The organism is Micromonospora sp. NPDC049801, from assembly GCF_040656575.1.
Lineage (GTDB): Bacteria > Actinomycetota > Actinomycetes > Mycobacteriales > Micromonosporaceae > Micromonospora.
On record NZ_JBFAMS010000006.1, the window covers coordinates 322,471 to 338,306 of the forward strand.

General features: G+C 71.0%; 14 protein-coding genes. 9 read left to right on the forward strand and 5 right to left on the reverse strand.

Annotation, left to right across the window (positions count from 1 at the left end):
* The first annotated feature begins 415 nt into the window (after positions 1-415).
* The 4 genes from AB0I89_RS14175 to AB0I89_RS14190 all read left to right on the forward strand — a co-directional run bounded on the left by AB0I89_RS14175 (position 416) and on the right by AB0I89_RS14190 (position 4,469).
* On the forward strand, positions 416-1,951 hold the full coding sequence (locus AB0I89_RS14175) for a pectate lyase (RefSeq protein ID WP_357125503.1): 1,536 nt from the start codon (positions 416-418) through the stop codon (positions 1,949-1,951).
* Between the two features lie 211 nt (positions 1,952-2,162).
* Positions 2,163-2,852 carry a TMEM175 family protein gene (locus AB0I89_RS14180; protein WP_357125506.1) on the forward strand — a complete coding sequence of 230 codons (690 nt, stop codon included), beginning with the start codon at positions 2,163-2,165 and terminating at the stop codon, positions 2,850-2,852.
* Between the two features lie 84 nt (positions 2,853-2,936).
* Positions 2,937-3,695, forward strand: coding sequence for a GNAT family N-acetyltransferase (locus AB0I89_RS14185; RefSeq protein ID WP_357125509.1), 759 nt, complete (start codon positions 2,937-2,939; stop codon positions 3,693-3,695).
* 48 nt (positions 3,696-3,743) lie between these two features.
* The gene (locus tag AB0I89_RS14190) at positions 3,744-4,469 is read left to right on the forward strand and encodes a tetratricopeptide repeat protein (RefSeq protein ID WP_357125512.1); all 726 of its coding nucleotides are present in this window, start codon (positions 3,744-3,746) and stop codon (positions 4,467-4,469) included.
* A 13-nt stretch (positions 4,470-4,482) separates the two neighbouring features.
* Here AB0I89_RS14190 and AB0I89_RS14195 read toward each other — a convergent pair whose 3' ends face one another.
* The 3 genes from AB0I89_RS14195 to AB0I89_RS14205 are packed head-to-tail and all read right to left on the reverse strand — an operon-like array spanning position 4,483 to position 7,284.
* Entirely contained in the window at positions 4,483-5,181 is a 699-nt protein-coding gene (locus tag AB0I89_RS14195) for an NADPH-dependent F420 reductase (protein ID WP_357125516.1), read from the reverse strand.
* A gap of 29 nt (positions 5,182-5,210) precedes the next feature.
* Positions 5,211-6,242 carry an LLM class flavin-dependent oxidoreductase gene (locus AB0I89_RS14200; protein ID WP_357125519.1) on the reverse strand — a complete coding sequence of 344 codons (1,032 nt, stop codon included), beginning with the start codon at positions 6,240-6,242 and terminating at the stop codon, positions 5,211-5,213.
* Positions 6,235-7,284: an LLM class flavin-dependent oxidoreductase gene (locus AB0I89_RS14205; protein ID WP_357125522.1), complete on the reverse strand. Its 1,050-nt coding sequence runs from the start codon at positions 7,282-7,284 to the stop codon at positions 6,235-6,237. Before AB0I89_RS14205 ends, AB0I89_RS14200 begins: the two co-directional genes overlap by 8 nt.
* 109 nt (positions 7,285-7,393) lie before the next feature.
* Here AB0I89_RS14205 and AB0I89_RS14210 point away from each other — a divergent pair, with 109 nt between their 5' ends.
* The 4 genes from AB0I89_RS14210 to AB0I89_RS14225 all read left to right on the forward strand — a co-directional run bounded on the left by AB0I89_RS14210 (position 7,394) and on the right by AB0I89_RS14225 (position 12,858).
* Complete coding sequence (locus tag AB0I89_RS14210; RefSeq protein ID WP_357125525.1) at positions 7,394-7,885, forward strand: MarR family transcriptional regulator; 492 nt, start codon at positions 7,394-7,396, stop codon at positions 7,883-7,885.
* Between the two features lie 82 nt (positions 7,886-7,967).
* On the forward strand, positions 7,968-9,158 hold the full coding sequence (locus AB0I89_RS14215) for an MFS transporter (RefSeq protein WP_357125529.1): 1,191 nt from the start codon (positions 7,968-7,970) through the stop codon (positions 9,156-9,158).
* Positions 9,159-9,238: 80 nt separating this feature from the next.
* Positions 9,239-9,430, forward strand: coding sequence for a hypothetical protein (locus AB0I89_RS14220; protein WP_357125532.1), 192 nt, complete (start codon positions 9,239-9,241; stop codon positions 9,428-9,430).
* Positions 9,431-9,858: 428 nt separating this feature from the next.
* Positions 9,859-12,858, forward strand: coding sequence for a glycoside hydrolase family 95 protein (locus AB0I89_RS14225; RefSeq protein WP_357125535.1), 3,000 nt, complete (start codon positions 9,859-9,861; stop codon positions 12,856-12,858).
* Positions 12,859-12,894: 36 nt separating this feature from the next.
* Here AB0I89_RS14225 and AB0I89_RS14230 read toward each other — a convergent pair whose 3' ends face one another.
* Positions 12,895-13,557, reverse strand: coding sequence for a response regulator transcription factor (locus AB0I89_RS14230; protein ID WP_357125538.1), 663 nt, complete (start codon positions 13,555-13,557; stop codon positions 12,895-12,897).
* Positions 13,558-13,573: 16 nt separating this feature from the next.
* Positions 13,574-14,701, reverse strand: a complete 1,128-nt coding sequence (locus AB0I89_RS14235) for a sensor histidine kinase (RefSeq protein ID WP_357125541.1) — start codon at positions 14,699-14,701, stop codon at positions 13,574-13,576.
* Between the two features lie 144 nt (positions 14,702-14,845).
* Between AB0I89_RS14235 and AB0I89_RS14240 the strand changes: the two genes are divergently transcribed.
* Complete coding sequence (locus tag AB0I89_RS14240) at positions 14,846-15,835, forward strand: carboxymuconolactone decarboxylase family protein (protein WP_357125544.1); 990 nt, start codon at positions 14,846-14,848, stop codon at positions 15,833-15,835.
* The last annotated feature ends 1 nt before the right edge of the window (position 15,836 follow it).

A 15,836-nucleotide genomic window follows, 5' to 3' on the forward strand; every position in this document is an offset into this window, starting at 1 on the left:
AATGCCGCCTTGTCAACGCCACACCACCCCGCCCTCGGTCCCCTCTCCCCGCCCCACCCCGGTGATCATGAAGTCGTTGTCGTGGTTGTCGGCGTGTCGTGGCGACGACTTCATGATCACCGGAGCCTGGGGGGTGTGCTGCAACAAACCTGCAAGCGGTAGGTGTTGCTTCACGGAAAACGCTTTCCTACGATCGTGTCACGTCGATGTTTTGTCCCCGGATCGATTGGGTGCGCCTCGGAGTGCTGCCGGTCGCGTGCCGCTTGGCCAGCGGCTCCGCCTCGGACGTCAGGGTGATGGCATTGCCGATGATCGATGCGTAACTGATTGTCGCCTATTCCGGGTCGGGTGACGGCCGTCCTCTGACGCCTTCCGACATCGACGCGTCACACCGATTCTTCGAAAGTGAGGCGAGATGAGACGAACACTCGTACGCCGTCTTCCGGCGGCACTCGTGACGGTGGCTGTCGGGGTCGCGGCCGGCGTGACTCTCCAGGGTCCCCGGCCGGCGGCGGCGGTGGGCGCCGCCACCGGTTACGCCACCCAGAACGGCGGGACCACCGGTGGCGCGGGAGGACAGACGGTGCGCGCCAGTACGGGCACCGCGATCCACGCGGCCCTGTGCGGACGGGCCAGCAGCAGCACCCCGCTCACCATCGAGGTCACCGGGACGATCAACCACGGCAACACCAGCAAGGTGTCGGGATCGAGCTGCAGCACGGCGGACGGCGTGATCGAGCTGAAGCAGATCAGCAACGTCACCATCATCGGGGTCGGCAGTGGAGCCGTCTTCGACCAGGTGGGCATCCACATCCGCGACTCCCGCAACATCATCATCCAGAACGTCACGGTCCGGAACGTCAAGAAGTCGGGTTCGCCGACCTCCAACGGCGGGGACGCCATCGGCATGGAGAGCGCCGTCCGCAACGTCTGGGTCGACCACGTCACGCTGGAAGCGTCCGGCGGGGAGTCGGAGGGGTACGACGGCCTCTTCGACATGAAGAACGACACCCAGTACGTGACCCTGTCGTACAGCATCCTGCGCAACTCGGGGCGCGGTGGTCTCATCGGGTCCAGTGAGAGCGACCTGTCGAATGGCTTCGTCACGTTCCACCACAACCTGTACCAGAACATCGATTCCCGTACGCCGTTGCTGCGCGGCGGCGTCGCCCACGTCTACAACAACAGCTACGTGAGCCTGAACGAGTCCGGTATCAACTCCCGGGCCGGTGCCCGAGCCAAGGTCGAGAACAACCACTTCCGCGACTCGAAGGATGTCCTGGGCACGTTCTACACCGATGAGCGCGGCTACTGGCAGGTCAGCGGCAACATCTTCGACAACGTCACCTGGTCCAACCCGGGCAGCGACAACTACCCGGCTGGCCCCAATCCGACGTCCACCACCACCGTCAGCGTTCCGTACGCCTACCGGCTGGACGGCGCGAGCTGCGTGCCGAACGTCGTCGGCCAGACGGCGGGTGCCAACACGGGCCTGCGGGTGTCCGACGGAAGCTGCTCGCCGCAGACGCCAGCGCCCACCACGCCAGCGCCCACCACGCCAGCGCCGACCACGCCGCCACCCACCGGGACGAATCTGAGCCTGGGCGCCGGCGCGGACGGTTCCAGCAAGGCCAGCGGGACCAGCTACGGCAACGTGCGCGACGGCGACATCGCCACCTACTGGTCGCCGGCCGGCTCGACCGGTTCGATCTCGATCAAGTGGGGATCCGCCATACGGGTGTCCCGCGTGACCATCCGGGAGCCCTCCGGCACCCAGGGCTCCATCGGGTCCTGGCAGCTCGTCAACCACGACACCGGCGCCGTCCTGGCCTCCGGTGCGGGTGCGGGTGCGATCACGTTCGCCGCGACGACGCTGAGCAAGATCACTTTTAAGATCAACAGCTCCAGCGGTACGCCCCGGGTCGGCGAGTTCGAGACGTACGCCAGCTGACCATCCGGTGGCGGGCGCGTCGGGCACGCGGTGAGGAGCGGTATTCCGCAGAGGTGTGAATATGACCCTGAGGAATGCCGCTCTTCAACCCGTCGCCATGGTGCGCCCGGCAACGGCCCGTGGCCGTGCTGAAGAGCGACGACCGGCTCAGGCCGGTGCCCCGATCCGCAATCACGTTCGGTTGTCGCGGCGTCACTGTTAGCATGCGGCAATGTCCGCAGGTCAACGGGGGATCCAGGCAGGCGACGGTGATCCCGCGGTGACCGACGCGGGTCGCCTGGCGGCGTTCAGCGACGGCGTGTTCGCCATCGTCATCACCCTGCTGGTGCTCGACCTGCGGGCACCGGATTTCCACGAGGGCGGGCTGGCCGAGGGGCTTCTCGATGAAGGGCCGTCATACCTGGCCTTCGTCGTGTCGTTCATCTACGTCGGGGTTCTCTGGCTGAACCATCACGCCGTGCTCCAGTTGGTGCGGGGCACCACCCCGGCGTTCAGCTCGATCAATCTCGGCATTCTCTTCGGCGTGGTGATCATTCCCTTTCCCACCGCAGTCCTGGCGTCGGCGCTGGCCGACGGCAACACCGACGACCTCCGGGTCGCCGTCGTCCTGTACGCGTTCGCCGCCTCGCTGATGTCGGCGCCCTGGTGGGTGCTCTTCTCCTATGTCCGCCGCCACCCGGCGCTGCGGGCCGACACCATCGGCCAGGACCAGGTACGGGTGCAGGAGTTCCGCCCGATCGTCGGCCTGGTCCTCTACGGCCTGACCGGTCTGCTCGGCTGGCTGGTGAACCCGTTCCTCGGCCTGGTCGGCGTGGTCGTGATGATCATCTTCCACGGCGCCACCAGTCAGGGGCTCCGCTCCGGGCGGTGGTGGCCGGGGCGCGCCACCCACCGACGCTGACCCCGCCGCACCTCGGTTCGCGCAGCTCGCGGCGTTGCGGCTATGTTTGCGCACGCTCGGGGGAGCGTCAGGGGGGACAGGGACATGAACATCATCGGTGATCGGATGGCGGCGGCGTACGACGACGCCATCGAGGATCTGTGCGGAGCGACACCGAAGGGCTACTACGCGCGGCGGGGCACCGCCCGTGCGGCGGTGACCCACGCGGGAGCGGCGACGCTGAACGTGGCGTACGACCTGTCGCGCGAGCCGGATCTCGACGCCCTGCACGAGCTGGCCACCGAGGTGTCCGGGCAGGTCGAGGCCTGGTCGATCGTGGTCCGGGACGGTGTCGACGGCGCGGTGGCCGATCTCGCCACCCGGCACAGGCTCGCCGCGCGCAGCGAGCTGCCCCTGCTGGCCTGCGGGGTGGACGAGCTGGTGTTCCGGGCGGACGAGGCGCAGCGCGAGCGCGTACGGCAGGTCGGCGCGGCGGACAGCGATCGGTACACGGACGTCCTGACCAGGGGCTTCGAGGTGCCGGACGGTCTGTTCGGGTCGCTGATGGGGGGCGCGGTGCTCGACGCCGAGCGGATCGACGGATACCTGTACGAGGAGGCCGGCCAGGTCCTCGGCACCGGTCTCGGGATGCGCACCCGCGGTGTGGTCGGCGTGTTCAACATCGCCGTCGTCCCGGACGCGCGTGGTCGCGGCCTGGGCCGCGCGATCACCGAGAAGGTGGTACGTGACGGCGTCGCGGCCGGCGCGGACGCGGCGTACCTGCAGTCCAGCGCGCTCGGCCGGCCGCTGTACGAGTCGATGGGCTTCCGTTTCCAGGAGAACTGGATCGCCTTCCATGCCTGAGGGCCACCGCCAGGGCCGGAGCCGCGACGCACGAGGGGGAAAGTAACCGTGAGCTTCAGTGACGACGTCCGCTCGGCCTTCCGTCGGGGGGAGAGCGACGCGGTGGTACGGATGAGCACGGCCGAGATCGAGCGTGCTCGTGCCGTCGGCGACGCGGCGGGCGAGGTGGAGGCCCGCTACAGCCTGGCCCGGGTGGCGATTCGTGGCGGCGACCTGGCGCTCGGGGAGACCCGGGCGCGCGAGGCCCTCGACGTCGCGGTTCGCTCGGGTGACCGCGCGCTCCAGGAGCGGCCGAGGCACGTGCTGGCGGCGGTGGCGCGGATGGCCGGCGACCTGGACCGGGCGCGGGACCTGTATCGCGAGAGCATCGCGCTGAACGAGTCGCTGGGCCGACCGGAGACGGTGAATTCCGAGACGCACAACCTGGCCTTCTGCGAGCTGGGTCTCGGTAACCTCGCCGAGGCGCGGGGGCTGTTCGCCCTCAGCCGTACCCGGGTGTTCCAGCACGGCTGGGACGACTTCGTGCCGTACGTCTGCGTGGCGGGTGCGGCGCTCGCGTCCGCCGAGGGTGACCATTCGCGGGCGGCGCTCATGGTCGGCCTCGCGGACGCGGCGTTCGCGGCGATCGGCCAGGTGCCGGACCCGGACGACGCGGCCGACCTCGCCGCCGTGCGCGACGCCGCGGTCGGGGCGCTCGGCCCCGCCGCCTACGCCGCCGCGCAGGAGCGGGGTCGGCACCTCGATCCCCGTACGGCGTTCGACGACGAGCACTGAGAGGACCAGCGGGTCAGGCCGACCGGGCGGCGGCGACGGCCTGGCCGCGCTCCGACTCGGGAAAGCGCCGGAGCATGGCGCGCACCTCGTCGGCGCTGACGTTGGCGCCGAACAACTCGCTACCCGGTTCGAGGCGTACGCCCTCGGCGAGCGGGCCGGCGACGACCGGGTCGAAGCCGAGGGCGTCCACCAGCGAGGCCACCGGGGCGACGTCCGCCTCGTCGTCGCCGGCGATCGCGATGGCCTTGCGGCCGGCCGTGCCCGTCGGCCGGGCCCCGTCCTCGAGATCGTGGTAGCCCATGTGGTTGAACGCCTTGACGACCCGCGACCCGGCCAGGAACGCCTGGACGATCTCGCTGGACGAGGTGCGCGGATCGGTCAGGTCGTCGCGGATGCCGTCGACCTCCCACCAGTAGTTCATCGCGTCGACGACGAGTTTGCCCCGCAGCGCCTCGGCGGGCAGCGTGCGGTACTTGCCCAGCGGTAGGGCGAGGACGACGATGTCGGCGTCCGCCACGGCGTCGACGGCGGTGGTCGCCACCGCTCCAGGCGTGAGCACCTCGACGGTCAGGGCGATTTTCACCGGATCCCCGGAGCCGGCGACGAGCACCCGGTAGCCGGCGGCGAGCGCGAGCCGGGCGAGGACGGTGCCCACCTTGCCGGCGCCGAGGATGGCGAGGGTCCGTGGCCGGTCGGTACCGCTGTCGTTCATGTCTTCCTCTCCGATCAACGGCCGGCGGGTCAGCTGGCCAGGATGTCGCGGACCATGGGGATCACCCGCGAGCCGTACAGTTCCACGGCGCGCATCCGGGCGCTCACGGGCTGCGCCCCGGCGGTGTAGATGAGGTCGAACCGGCCGACACCGAGACCCTTGATGGCGGCGGCCATCCGGCGGGCGACCGTCTCCGGCGAGCCGATGTAGAGCGAGCCGTGCTCCACCTCCGAGTCGAACTCCTGGCGGCGGATCGGAGGCCAGCCGCGCAGCGCGCCGATCCGGTCGCGCATGACCCGGTAGTACGGCCAGAACAGCTCCTTCGCCTCCTCGTCGGTGTCGGCGACGAAGCCGGGCGAGTGCATCCCGACCGGGTGCGCGGTGGTGCCGAGTTGGTCGGCGGCCCGCCGGTAGAGGTCGATGTAGGGCGCGAAACGCTCCGGAGCGCCGCCGATGATGGCGAGCATGAGCGGCAGGCCGTACCGGGCGGTCCGTACCACCGACTGCGGTGAGCCGCCGACGCCCACCCAGGTGGTGAGGCGTCCCGACTCCGTCTTGGGAAACACGTCGGCGTCGGTGAGCGGGGCGCGGGTGGTGCCGCTCCAGGTGACCGGCTGTTCGTCGAGCAGCTTCGCGAACAGCTCGATCCGCTCCTCGAACAGCACGTCGTAGTCGGCCAGGTCGTAGCCGAACAGCGGGAAGGACTCGGTGAACGAGCCCCGGCCGAGGATGACCTCGGCCCGACCGTGCGACAGCGCGTCGACCGTGGCGAAACGCTGGAAGACGCGGACCGGGTCGTCCGAGCTCAGCACGGTGACGCCGGAGGAGAGCCGGATCCGCGAGGTACGGGTGGCGATGCCCGCCAGCACCGTCTCCGGCGTCGACACCGAGTACTCGGGTCGGTGGTGCTCGCCCAGGGCGATGACGTCGACGCCGAGGTCGTCGGCCAGCACCGCCTCGTCGACGACCTGCCGGATGGCGGTGGCGTGGGAGACGGGCTTGCCGGAGTCGTCCTCCGGCACGTCACCGAAGGTGTCGAGGCCGAACACGAGATCAGACATTGGTGGGCTCCTTCGCCAACAGCTCACGGACCCGTGGCGCGACCTCGCTGCCGAGCAGCTCGATGGTGCGCGCCCGCGCCTCGCGAGGCAGGTGCATGATGTCGTACTTCAGGTCGAACCGACTCAGCCGCAGGTCGCGGGCCATGGTTGCGATCTTGCGGGCCACCGTCTCCGGTGACCCCACGAACAGCGCGCCGTGGTCGATCTCGGTCTCGTAGCGCGCGCGGTCCGGCTTGTAGAAGCCGCGCTCCTCGGCGAGCCGTGCCACGGTGGGCTGCCAGTACCGCCACCACGTCTCGACGGCCTCCTCGTCGGTGTCCGCGACGAGGCCGAGCGAGTGTTGCCCGACCGGTTGCGCGGCCTGCCCGAACTGTTCGAGCGCCCGATGGTAGAGGTCGACGTGGCCGGCGAACCGCTGCGGGCGTCCACCGATGATCGCCAGCATGAGCGGGAGCCCGTGCCGGGCGGCGCGGATCACCGAGTTGGGGCTTCCTCCGACGCCGATCCAGGTGGGGATTCCGCCCGGGCGCATGCGCGGATGGAGTCGTTGCGCGACCAGGGGAGTGCGTACGGTTCCCGACCAGGTGACCGTTTCGTCGCGTTGAAGCTGGAGGAAGAGGTCCAGCTTCTCCTCGAACAACCGCTCGTAGTCCGCCAGGTCGTAGCCGAAGAGGGGGAACGACTCGGTCGCGGATGCCCGTCCGAGGACCAGTTGGGCCCGGCCGTCGCTGACCGCGTCCAGGGTGGCGAACTCGTGGTAGAGCCGTACCGGGTCGTTCGTGCTCAGGACGGTGACCGAGGTGCCGAGCCGGATCCGGTCGGTCGCCGTGGCCATGGCCGCGAGCAGGACGGGGGTGGCCGAGTCGTTGTGCCCCTCCCGGTAGTGCTCGCCCAGGCTGAACACGTCGAGCCCGACCGACTCCGCGAGCCGGGCCTCGTCCACCAGCAGCCGGACGGTCTCGGCGTCACTCAGGGTCCGGTCGCCGTCCGTGGCCACCTCGCCGAACGAGTTGAGCCCCAGTTCGAAGGGTGCGGCGGACATGTCTCCTCCTCGGCGTTCTTCGCCGTCGACACGCGGGAAGTGGTCTTCCCGGTTGACGTGTCAATGATGCTAACCTGCGAATTGACACGTCAATTCCCCGGAGGGTTCGATGGTCGACACCACACCCGAACGACGCGGGGGCCGGCAGTTGCCGACGGCGGAGGAGCTGCGGATCTGGCGGGACTTCGTCGAGACGACAGAGGCGCTCACCTCCCGGGTCGGGTCGCGTCTCCAGGTCGACTCTTCCCTCTCGCCGGGTGACTACGCCGTCCTGCTCGCCCTCAGCGAGGCTAAGGAGCGGCGGATGCGCTCCTCCGCCCTGGCCGCGCAGATCGGGTGGGAGCGGAGTCGACTCTCGCACCACCTGGGACGCATGGAACGACGCGGGCTGATCCGTCGCGAGGAGTGCGCGACCGTCCCGCGCGGGGCGGAGGTGATCCTCACCCCGGCCGGGGCCGCGGCGTTCCAGCGGGCCACCTATCCGCACCTGCGCACCATCCGGGAGCTGTTCGTCGACGCTCTCACGCCGGACCAGCTCCGCGCGGCCGGCGACATCGCGCGGGCGCTGCGCGAGCATCTCGGGCCGCGCGCCGACGAGTAGTCGGCGCATGGAGAGCGGCACATCGGGTACGCGCCTGCGGCCGTCGAGTCCGACGAGCGCCGCGCAGCCCGAGGAGCAGGACATGTCGATCGCGGGGCGGGTACGACTCGCGCCGAACGTCTCCCTGGTGCTGCTGGCGTCGATCCTCGTGTCGTTCCTGGCCGCCTCGGCGGCCCCGACCCCGCTCTACGGGATCTACCAGGAGCGCTGGCACTTCTCGTCGGTCACGACCACCGTGGTGTTCGCGGTCTACGCGCTCGCGGTGCTGGCATCGCTGCTCACCTTCGGCAAGCTCTCCGACCACGTCGGCCGGCGTCCGGTCCTGGCCGCCGCGATCGCCGTACAGATCCTGTCGCTGCTGGTGTTCATCCTCGCCAACGGCGTACCCGCGCTGCTGGCCGCCCGCCTCGTGCAGGGGCTCGCGGCGGGCGCGGCGACGGGCGCCGTCGGCGCGGCCATGCTGGACATCGACCGCGCTCGCGGGACGCTCGCCAACTCGATCGCACCCGGCCTCGGCACCGGCAGCGGGGCGCTGCTCTCGGCGCTGTTCATCCGCTACCTGCCCGCGCCGACCCGCCTGGTGTACGTCGTCCTCGTCGCGGTCCTGCTCATCCAGGCCGTCGGGGTCGCGCTGATGCCGGAGACCGTCACCCGGATGCCGGGCGCGCGGCGCAGCCTGCGACCGGAGATCAGGCTGCCGCGCCCGGTACGCGGGCCGGTGCTGGTCGTCGCTCCGGTGCTGTTCGCGGTCTGGGCGCTGGCCGGCTTCTTCGGCGCGCTCGGCCCGGCGCTCGTGCGCAGCCTCATGGACACGTCGATCGTGGTCGCCGGTCTGGTGCTCTTCGTCTTCGCGCTCTTCGGGTCGGTCGCCGTCCTGCTGTTGCGCGACACCGCCGCGCGGACGGTCATCCTGACCGGGATCGGCGCCCTCATCCTGGGCATGGTCGTCACGGTGGTCTCGGTCATGGCCGACTCCGTACCCGGGTTCTTCGTCGGTCTCGCGCTCGGCGGCGTCGGCTTCGGCGGCGGGTTCCAGGGCAGCCTCAAGACGATCATGCCGCTGGTCGAGGCGCACGAACGCGCCAGCGTGCTGTCGCTGCTCTACGTCGTCTGCTACGTCGGTTTCGGCCTTCCCACCGTGATCGCCGGCTTCCTCGTGGTGTACGCCGGGGGCCTCCCGCGGACCGCCGACGAATATTCCGTCGCCGTCATCCTGCTCGCGCTTGTCGCCCTGTTCGGGCTGCGCCGGGCGACGAGGGCGGCGCCGGGCTGATGCCCCGAACGCCGCACCTCACCGGCGCGTAGGACGTAGCGTGGTCGTCGACGGTGGGGCGAGGAACCCAGGAGGTCGCGATGAGTCCGAACGCCGGTGAGGGCGATCTGACGTCGTATCGGTCGGCGACCGACCTGGCGGACGCGCTGCGGCGCGCGGCGGCGGCCCACGACGAGCACGAGAAGCGCACCGGCCAGCGGGACGACAACTGGCCCGACTGGTACGCGAGGTACCTGGTGGCCGAGAAGTCCGGGGCGACGCTGCCCGAGTGAGCGACACCCAGCCGCGCCCGCCGGTCCACTGAGGCCGACGCGGGCGCGGCTGCCGCAATCATCCGATGTATACGCGGCGGGTGGCCTGACCCGCACCGTCGTCATGCGCGCCGATCCGCGCCACGACCACCGATGATCGACATGACATCGCTGATATGGGGCTGACCGGGCGGCGGGATGCCCCCACATGGCCGCACTGGCGTCAATCATGGTCGGTGCGCAGGGCGGCAGCGATGATCGCGCAAGCAATCGACCGTTGCCTATTGCGTGACACCGGAGTAATCTTCCCGAAACACATCGGACGTTTGGTCGTCCACCGGGTCTGCCTACGACCTGCGCAGCATGGTCGGTGTCACCGCGCGGATCCACCATCGGGGGTCGTCGTTGTCGCGCTTGGGTGGCCACATCGGTCACCGTTTGGAGGATCGATGTCAGACCTGACCCGGCGGCAGGCCCTCAAGATCGGTGCGGCCGGCGCGGGTGGCGCCCTGCTGCCGCTGCCGTGGACGGCGACCGCCAACGCCGACTCCGTCGCGCCGCCGCAGGTGCTCGCGGCCAACGACCTCGCCCTCTGGTACGACGAGGGCGCCGGGACGGACTGGCTGCGGGCCCTACCGATCGGCAACGGCCGGCTCGGCGCCATGGTGTTCGGCAACGTCGACACCGAGCGACTTCAGCTCAACGAGGACACCGTCTGGGCCGGCGGCCCGCACGACCCCAGCAACACCCGGGGCGCGGCGGCCCTGCCGGAGATCCGGCGGCTGGTCAACGCCAACCAGTGGACCCAGGCCCAGGACCTGATCAACCAGACCATGATGGGCAACCCCGGCGGGCAGTTGGCGTACCAGACCGTCGGCAACCTCCGGCTCGCCTTCGGGTCGGCCAGCGGAGCGTCCCAGCACAACCGCACGCTCGACCTCACCACCGCGACGGCCACGACCTCGTACGTCCTGAACGGCATCCGCTACCAGCGTGAGGTCTTCGCCAGCGCGCCGGACCAGGTCATCGCGATGCGGCTGACGGCCGACCGCGCCACCTCGATCAGCTTCACCGCCACCTTCGACAGCCCGCAGCGGACGACGGTGTCCAGTCCGGACGGCACGACGATCGGCCTCGACGGCATCTCCGGGAGCATGGAGGGCGTCACCGGGCAGGTCCGCTTCCTCGCCCTGGCCAACGCCACCGTCACCGGCGGCAGCGTGTCCAGCTCGGGCGGCACCCTGCGGGTCACCAACGCCACCAGCGTCGTCCTGCTGATCTCGATCGGCTCCAGCTACGTCAACTACCGCAACGTCGGTGGCGACTACGGGGGCATCGCCCGGCAGCGCCTCAGCGCGGCGCGCGCCTACAGCTACGACCAGTTGCGCACCCGGCACGTCGCCGACTACCAGGCGCTGTTCGGACGGGTGACCCTCGACCTGGGCCGCACCTCCGCCGCCGACCAGACGACCGACGTACGCATCGCCCAGCACAACAGCGTCAACGACCCGCAGTTCTCCGCGCTGCTGTTCCAGTTCGGGCGGTACCTGCTGATCTCGTCGTCGCGGCCCGGTACCCAGCCGGCGAACCTGCAGGGCATCTGGAACGACTCGCTGACCCCCTCCTGGGACTCGAAGTACACGATCAACGCCAACCTGCCGATGAACTACTGGCCGGCCAACACGACCAACCTGGCCGAGTGCCACAACCCGGTCTTCGACATGGTCCGGGAACTCGCCGTCACCGGCGCGCGCACCGCCCAGGTGCAGTACGGCTCCGCCAGTGGCTGGGTCACCCACCACAACACCGACGCGTGGCGGGCCACCGCGGTCGTGGACGGCGCGTTCTGGGGCATGTGGCAGACCGGCGGCGCGTGGCTGTCCACGTTGATCTGGGACCACTACCAGTTCAACGGCGACATCGAGTTCCTGCGGACGAACTACCCGGCCATGAAGGGCGCGGCGCAGTTCTTCCTCAACACCCTGGTGACCGAGCCGACCCTCGGTTACCTGGTGACCAACCCGTCGAACTCACCGGAACTCAGCCACCACTCGAACGCCAGCGTCTGCGCCGGTCCCACGATGGACAACCAGATCCTGCGGGACCTCTTCGACGGCGTCGCCCGCGCGAGCGAGATCCTCGACGTGGACAGCACCTTCCGGGCGCAGGTACGCGCCACCCGGGACCGCCTTCCACCGATGAAGGTCGGCTCGCGCGGCAACATCATGGAGTGGCTCTACGACTGGGTGGAGACCGAGCCCAACCACCGGCACATCTCGCACCTGTACGGGCTGGCCCCCAGCAACCAGATCACCAAGCGCGGCACCCCACAGTTGTTCGAGGCCGCCCGGCGGACCCTGGCGCTGCGCGGCGACGACGGCACCGGCTGGTCGCTGGCCTGGAAAATCAACTTCTGGGCGCGGATGGAGGAGGGCAAGCGGGCTCACGACCTGATCCGCTACCTCGCCACCACCGCCCGGCTCGCCCCGAACATGTTCGACCTGCACCCGCCCTTCCAGATCGACGGCAACTTCGGCGCCACCGCCGGCATCGCCGAGATGCTGCTCCAGAGCCACATCGGTGAGCTGCACATCCTGCCCGCGCTGCCGCCGGCCTGGCCCAGCGGCCGGGTGACCGGCCTGCGGGGTCGCGGTGGGCACACGGTCAGCATCACCTGGGCCAGCGGCGCCGCCACCGAGGTGCTGGTGCGACCCGACCGCGCCGGCACCGTCCGCCTGCGGTCGCGGTTCCTGACCGGCACCGTCAGCGTCGTCGACACCGCCGACGGCACGTCGCCCCGGGTCACCCGGGTCGAGTCCGACCTGGTCGAGGTCACCGTGCAGGCCGGGCGCACCTACCGGGTCACCAGCACGGGCGCCACCACGCCGACGTTGGAGCAGAGCTTTACCAACGCGGGCATCACCAACGACAGCAACACCAACGTCGGCAACTTCGACGGCAACGGGGCCACCCTGTCGGCGCAGGCCCTGGCGCAGGCCGGCGCGAGCCCGGGCGGCACGGTGAGCCGCAACGGGGTGAACTTCCGCTGGCCCAACGTCAGTCCCGGCACGGCCGACAACGCCATCGCCTCGGGTCAGACCCTCGGTATCAGCGGCACCGGCAGCACGCTCGGCTTCCTGATTACCGGCACCTACGGCGCGGTCTCGGGGACCGGCACGGTGGTGTACGCGGACGGGACCCGCCAGACGTTCACCCTGAGCACGCCCGACTGGTACGGCGGCCCGGTGTCCGGCGCGACCGCCGCCATCGTGTCCGCGTACCAGAACCGGCCCAACAACGGCCGACAGGCCACGGCGGCGTGCGTCTACTACGTGGGCGTCGCGCTGCAGAACAAGGCGGTGACCCAGGTCGTGCTGCCCAACATCAGCGCACGGGCGGCGGCGAACGTGCCGACGATGCACGTCTTCGCCATCGCGATCGGGTCCTGACACTCAGCTCGCGTCGCGCCGCCGGTGACGGCACGGTCACCGGCGGCGCGGCGTGACAAGTCCCGACTCGTACGCCCACACGACCAGCTGGGCGCGGTCCCGGCAGTGCAGCTTCGTCATGGCCCGGTTCACGTGCGTCTTGGCGGTCAACGGGCTGATCACCATGCGCTGGGCGATTTCGTCGTTGGTCAGCCCTCGCGCCACCAGCTCGACGATCTCCTGCTCCCGGGCGGTCAGCACATCCCGACCGGCCGTCGGCACGGCCGGCGGTGGCCCGGCCGCGAACTCGCTGATCAGCGTGCGGGTCACGGCCGGCGCGAGCAGCGCGTCGCCACCGGCCACGACGGCGACGGCCTGCAACAGGTCGGCGGGATCGGCGTCCTTGAGGAGGAAACCGCTCGCGCCCGCGCGCAGGGCGGCGAAGACGTACGAGTCGAGCCCGTAGTTGGTGAGGATGAGCACGCGGGTGGCGGCGAGGTCCGGATCGGCGGCGATGCGCCGGGTCGCCTCGATCCCGTCGAGGCCGGGCATCTGCACGTCCATCAACACGACGTCCGGGCGGAGACGTCGGGCGAGCTGCACGGCCGAGGCGCCGTCGGTGGCCTCGCCCACGACCTCCAGGTCGTCCTCGGCGGCCAGCAGGGCCCGGAAGCCGGCCCGCATCAGCGCCTGGTCGTCGGCGAGCAGGACCCGGATCATCGGTGCGACCGTCCGGTCATGCCGGCTCGTCCAGCGGGAACGTGGCCCGCACCGTGAACCCCTGGTCGTCGTTGGCGGCGGCCAGCAGGGTGCCGCCCAGTCCGGTGACCCGCTCACGCATCCCGCGCAGTCCCACCCCCGGCGTCGGGGGACGGGCCGGCGACGCCTGCCCGTCGTCGCTCACCGCGACGGTCAGTCCGGCCGGCGCGTACTCGACGTGCACGCGTGCGGTCGCGGCACCGGCGTGACGGGCCACGTTGGTCAGGGCCTCCTGGACGACCCGGTAACCGGCCTGGTCGACCTCGTCCGGCAGACGCCGTGGCCGGCCGGTGACGGTCACCTGGACCGGCACGCCGACCGCACGGGTCCGTTCGGCGAGTTCGTCGACGCGGGCCAGCCCGACACGGTCGTCGTCGGGCGCGCGCAGGACGTCGAGGGTGGTGCGCAGTTCGCGCATCGCGGCGGCGCTGGCCTCCTGGATCGCCAGTAGCGTGGCCGAGGGCTCGTCGCCCTGCTTGCGGGCCAGGTGCACGGCGATCCCGGCCTGCACCTTGATCACCGAGATGCTGTGCGTCAGGGAGTCGTGCAGGTCGCGGGCGATGCGCAGCCGCTCTTCGCCGGCCCGCCGCAACGCCATCTCCTCGCGGGTGCGTTCGGCCTCGACGGCCCGCTGCTCGACCTGCTCCAGGTAGGCGCGGCGTTGCCGGCCGACCAGCCCGGCGACGTTCGCCGCCACGAACCATCCCAGCAGCAGGGCCGTCCGCTCGGCGATCAACTGGTTGGGACGGTCGACCGGGGCCACCGAGACGTCGTGGGCCAGAAAGCCACCGAGGAAGACGACGCTGGCCACGGCGGCCGCCGCCCGGTGCCCCCGCCAGGCGGTCACGTAGACCACGCCGAGGACGGGGAAGGCGGCCGACACCCCCGAGTGCACCCGGACGTGCAGGGCCAGCATGGCGACGGTCACCACGCCCAGCGCGAGCACCGGATGCCGCCGGCACACCCCGAGCGCCGCTGCCATGACGAGGACCAGAGCGACGTCGAGCGCCCCGACCGTCGCGGCGTCCGGTGCGAGCGCGGCGTTGCCGAGCAGGAGACCGCCGAGGGCGAGGCCGCTGAGGACGTACGGCAGGTCGCGGCGCATGGTCGCACTGTAGAACGGCCGTCGTTGGTGGAGCATCCCGCGCGCGCGGTAGATCCGGCGTACCACGGTCGTGGTATCCCGGCGGCGCGAAGTGTCTGCGCCGGCACGACGTCTTTGGCGGCCGTCGCCACGAGCATCGACCGCATGACATACCGCTTCTTCACCCCCGTACCCACGAGGGCGGCCACCGGCCGCACCGCGGAGGTCTACCAGCAGCTACGCGAGGACTTCCTCGGACCGCTGCCCACCTTTCAGGCGCTCTCGGCCGTGCCCGAGGTGCTGGCCGCGACCTGGTCGCTGATGCGCGAGGCCCTGCTCGCCGGCGACACGTCCCGGGTCGACCGCGAACTCGTCGCGGCGGTGGTGTCCCGGGCCAACGGCTGTCAGTTCTGCCTCGACGCCCACGTGCTGCTGCTGCACGCCCTGGGCGAACACGGGTTGGCCGAGGTCGTCGCCCGGGGCGAGACACCCGCCGACCAGAGGCACGCCGAACTCGACCGCTGGGCCCGGGCCAGTCGCAGCCCCCGCACCGGCGACTGGACCAGCCCGTACGGCCCCGAGGTCACCGGCACCCTGCTCGCGTTCCATTTCGTCAACCGGGTCGTCTCGGCGCTGCTCGACCCCGACCTGCTCCCCGGCGGCCTGCAACGCGCCCCGCTGGTGCGGTCGGTCGGTGGCCGGCTGTACGCCAGATCCGCTCGGGAACCGAAGGCGCCCGGACGCAGCCTCGGGCTGCTGCCCACCGGTACGACCCCGCCGCCGGCCTGGGCGGGGGACAGCCCGGTCGGGGTCGCGTACGCGTCGTTGCGGGACGCCGCCACCCGGGGCGGCGAGCTGCTGGGTGACGTCGCCCGCCAGACCGTGACGGCCACCGTGCGCTGGGAGGACGGGCGGTTCCCGACCCGGCCCGCGGACTGGGCCGTCGACCTGGTCCGGGACGTGCCCGGCCGGGACCGGGTCGGAACGCGGATCGCGTTGCTGGCGGCGTTCTCGCCCAGCGCGGTCAGCCCGGGCGACGTCGCCCTCTGGCGGCTGTCGCACCCCGCCGACGCCGACCTCGTCCGGATCGTCGCGTACGGCGCGATCACCGCCACCGACCACGTCGCCCAGGCGTTGACCTCGGCGCAGCTCTAAG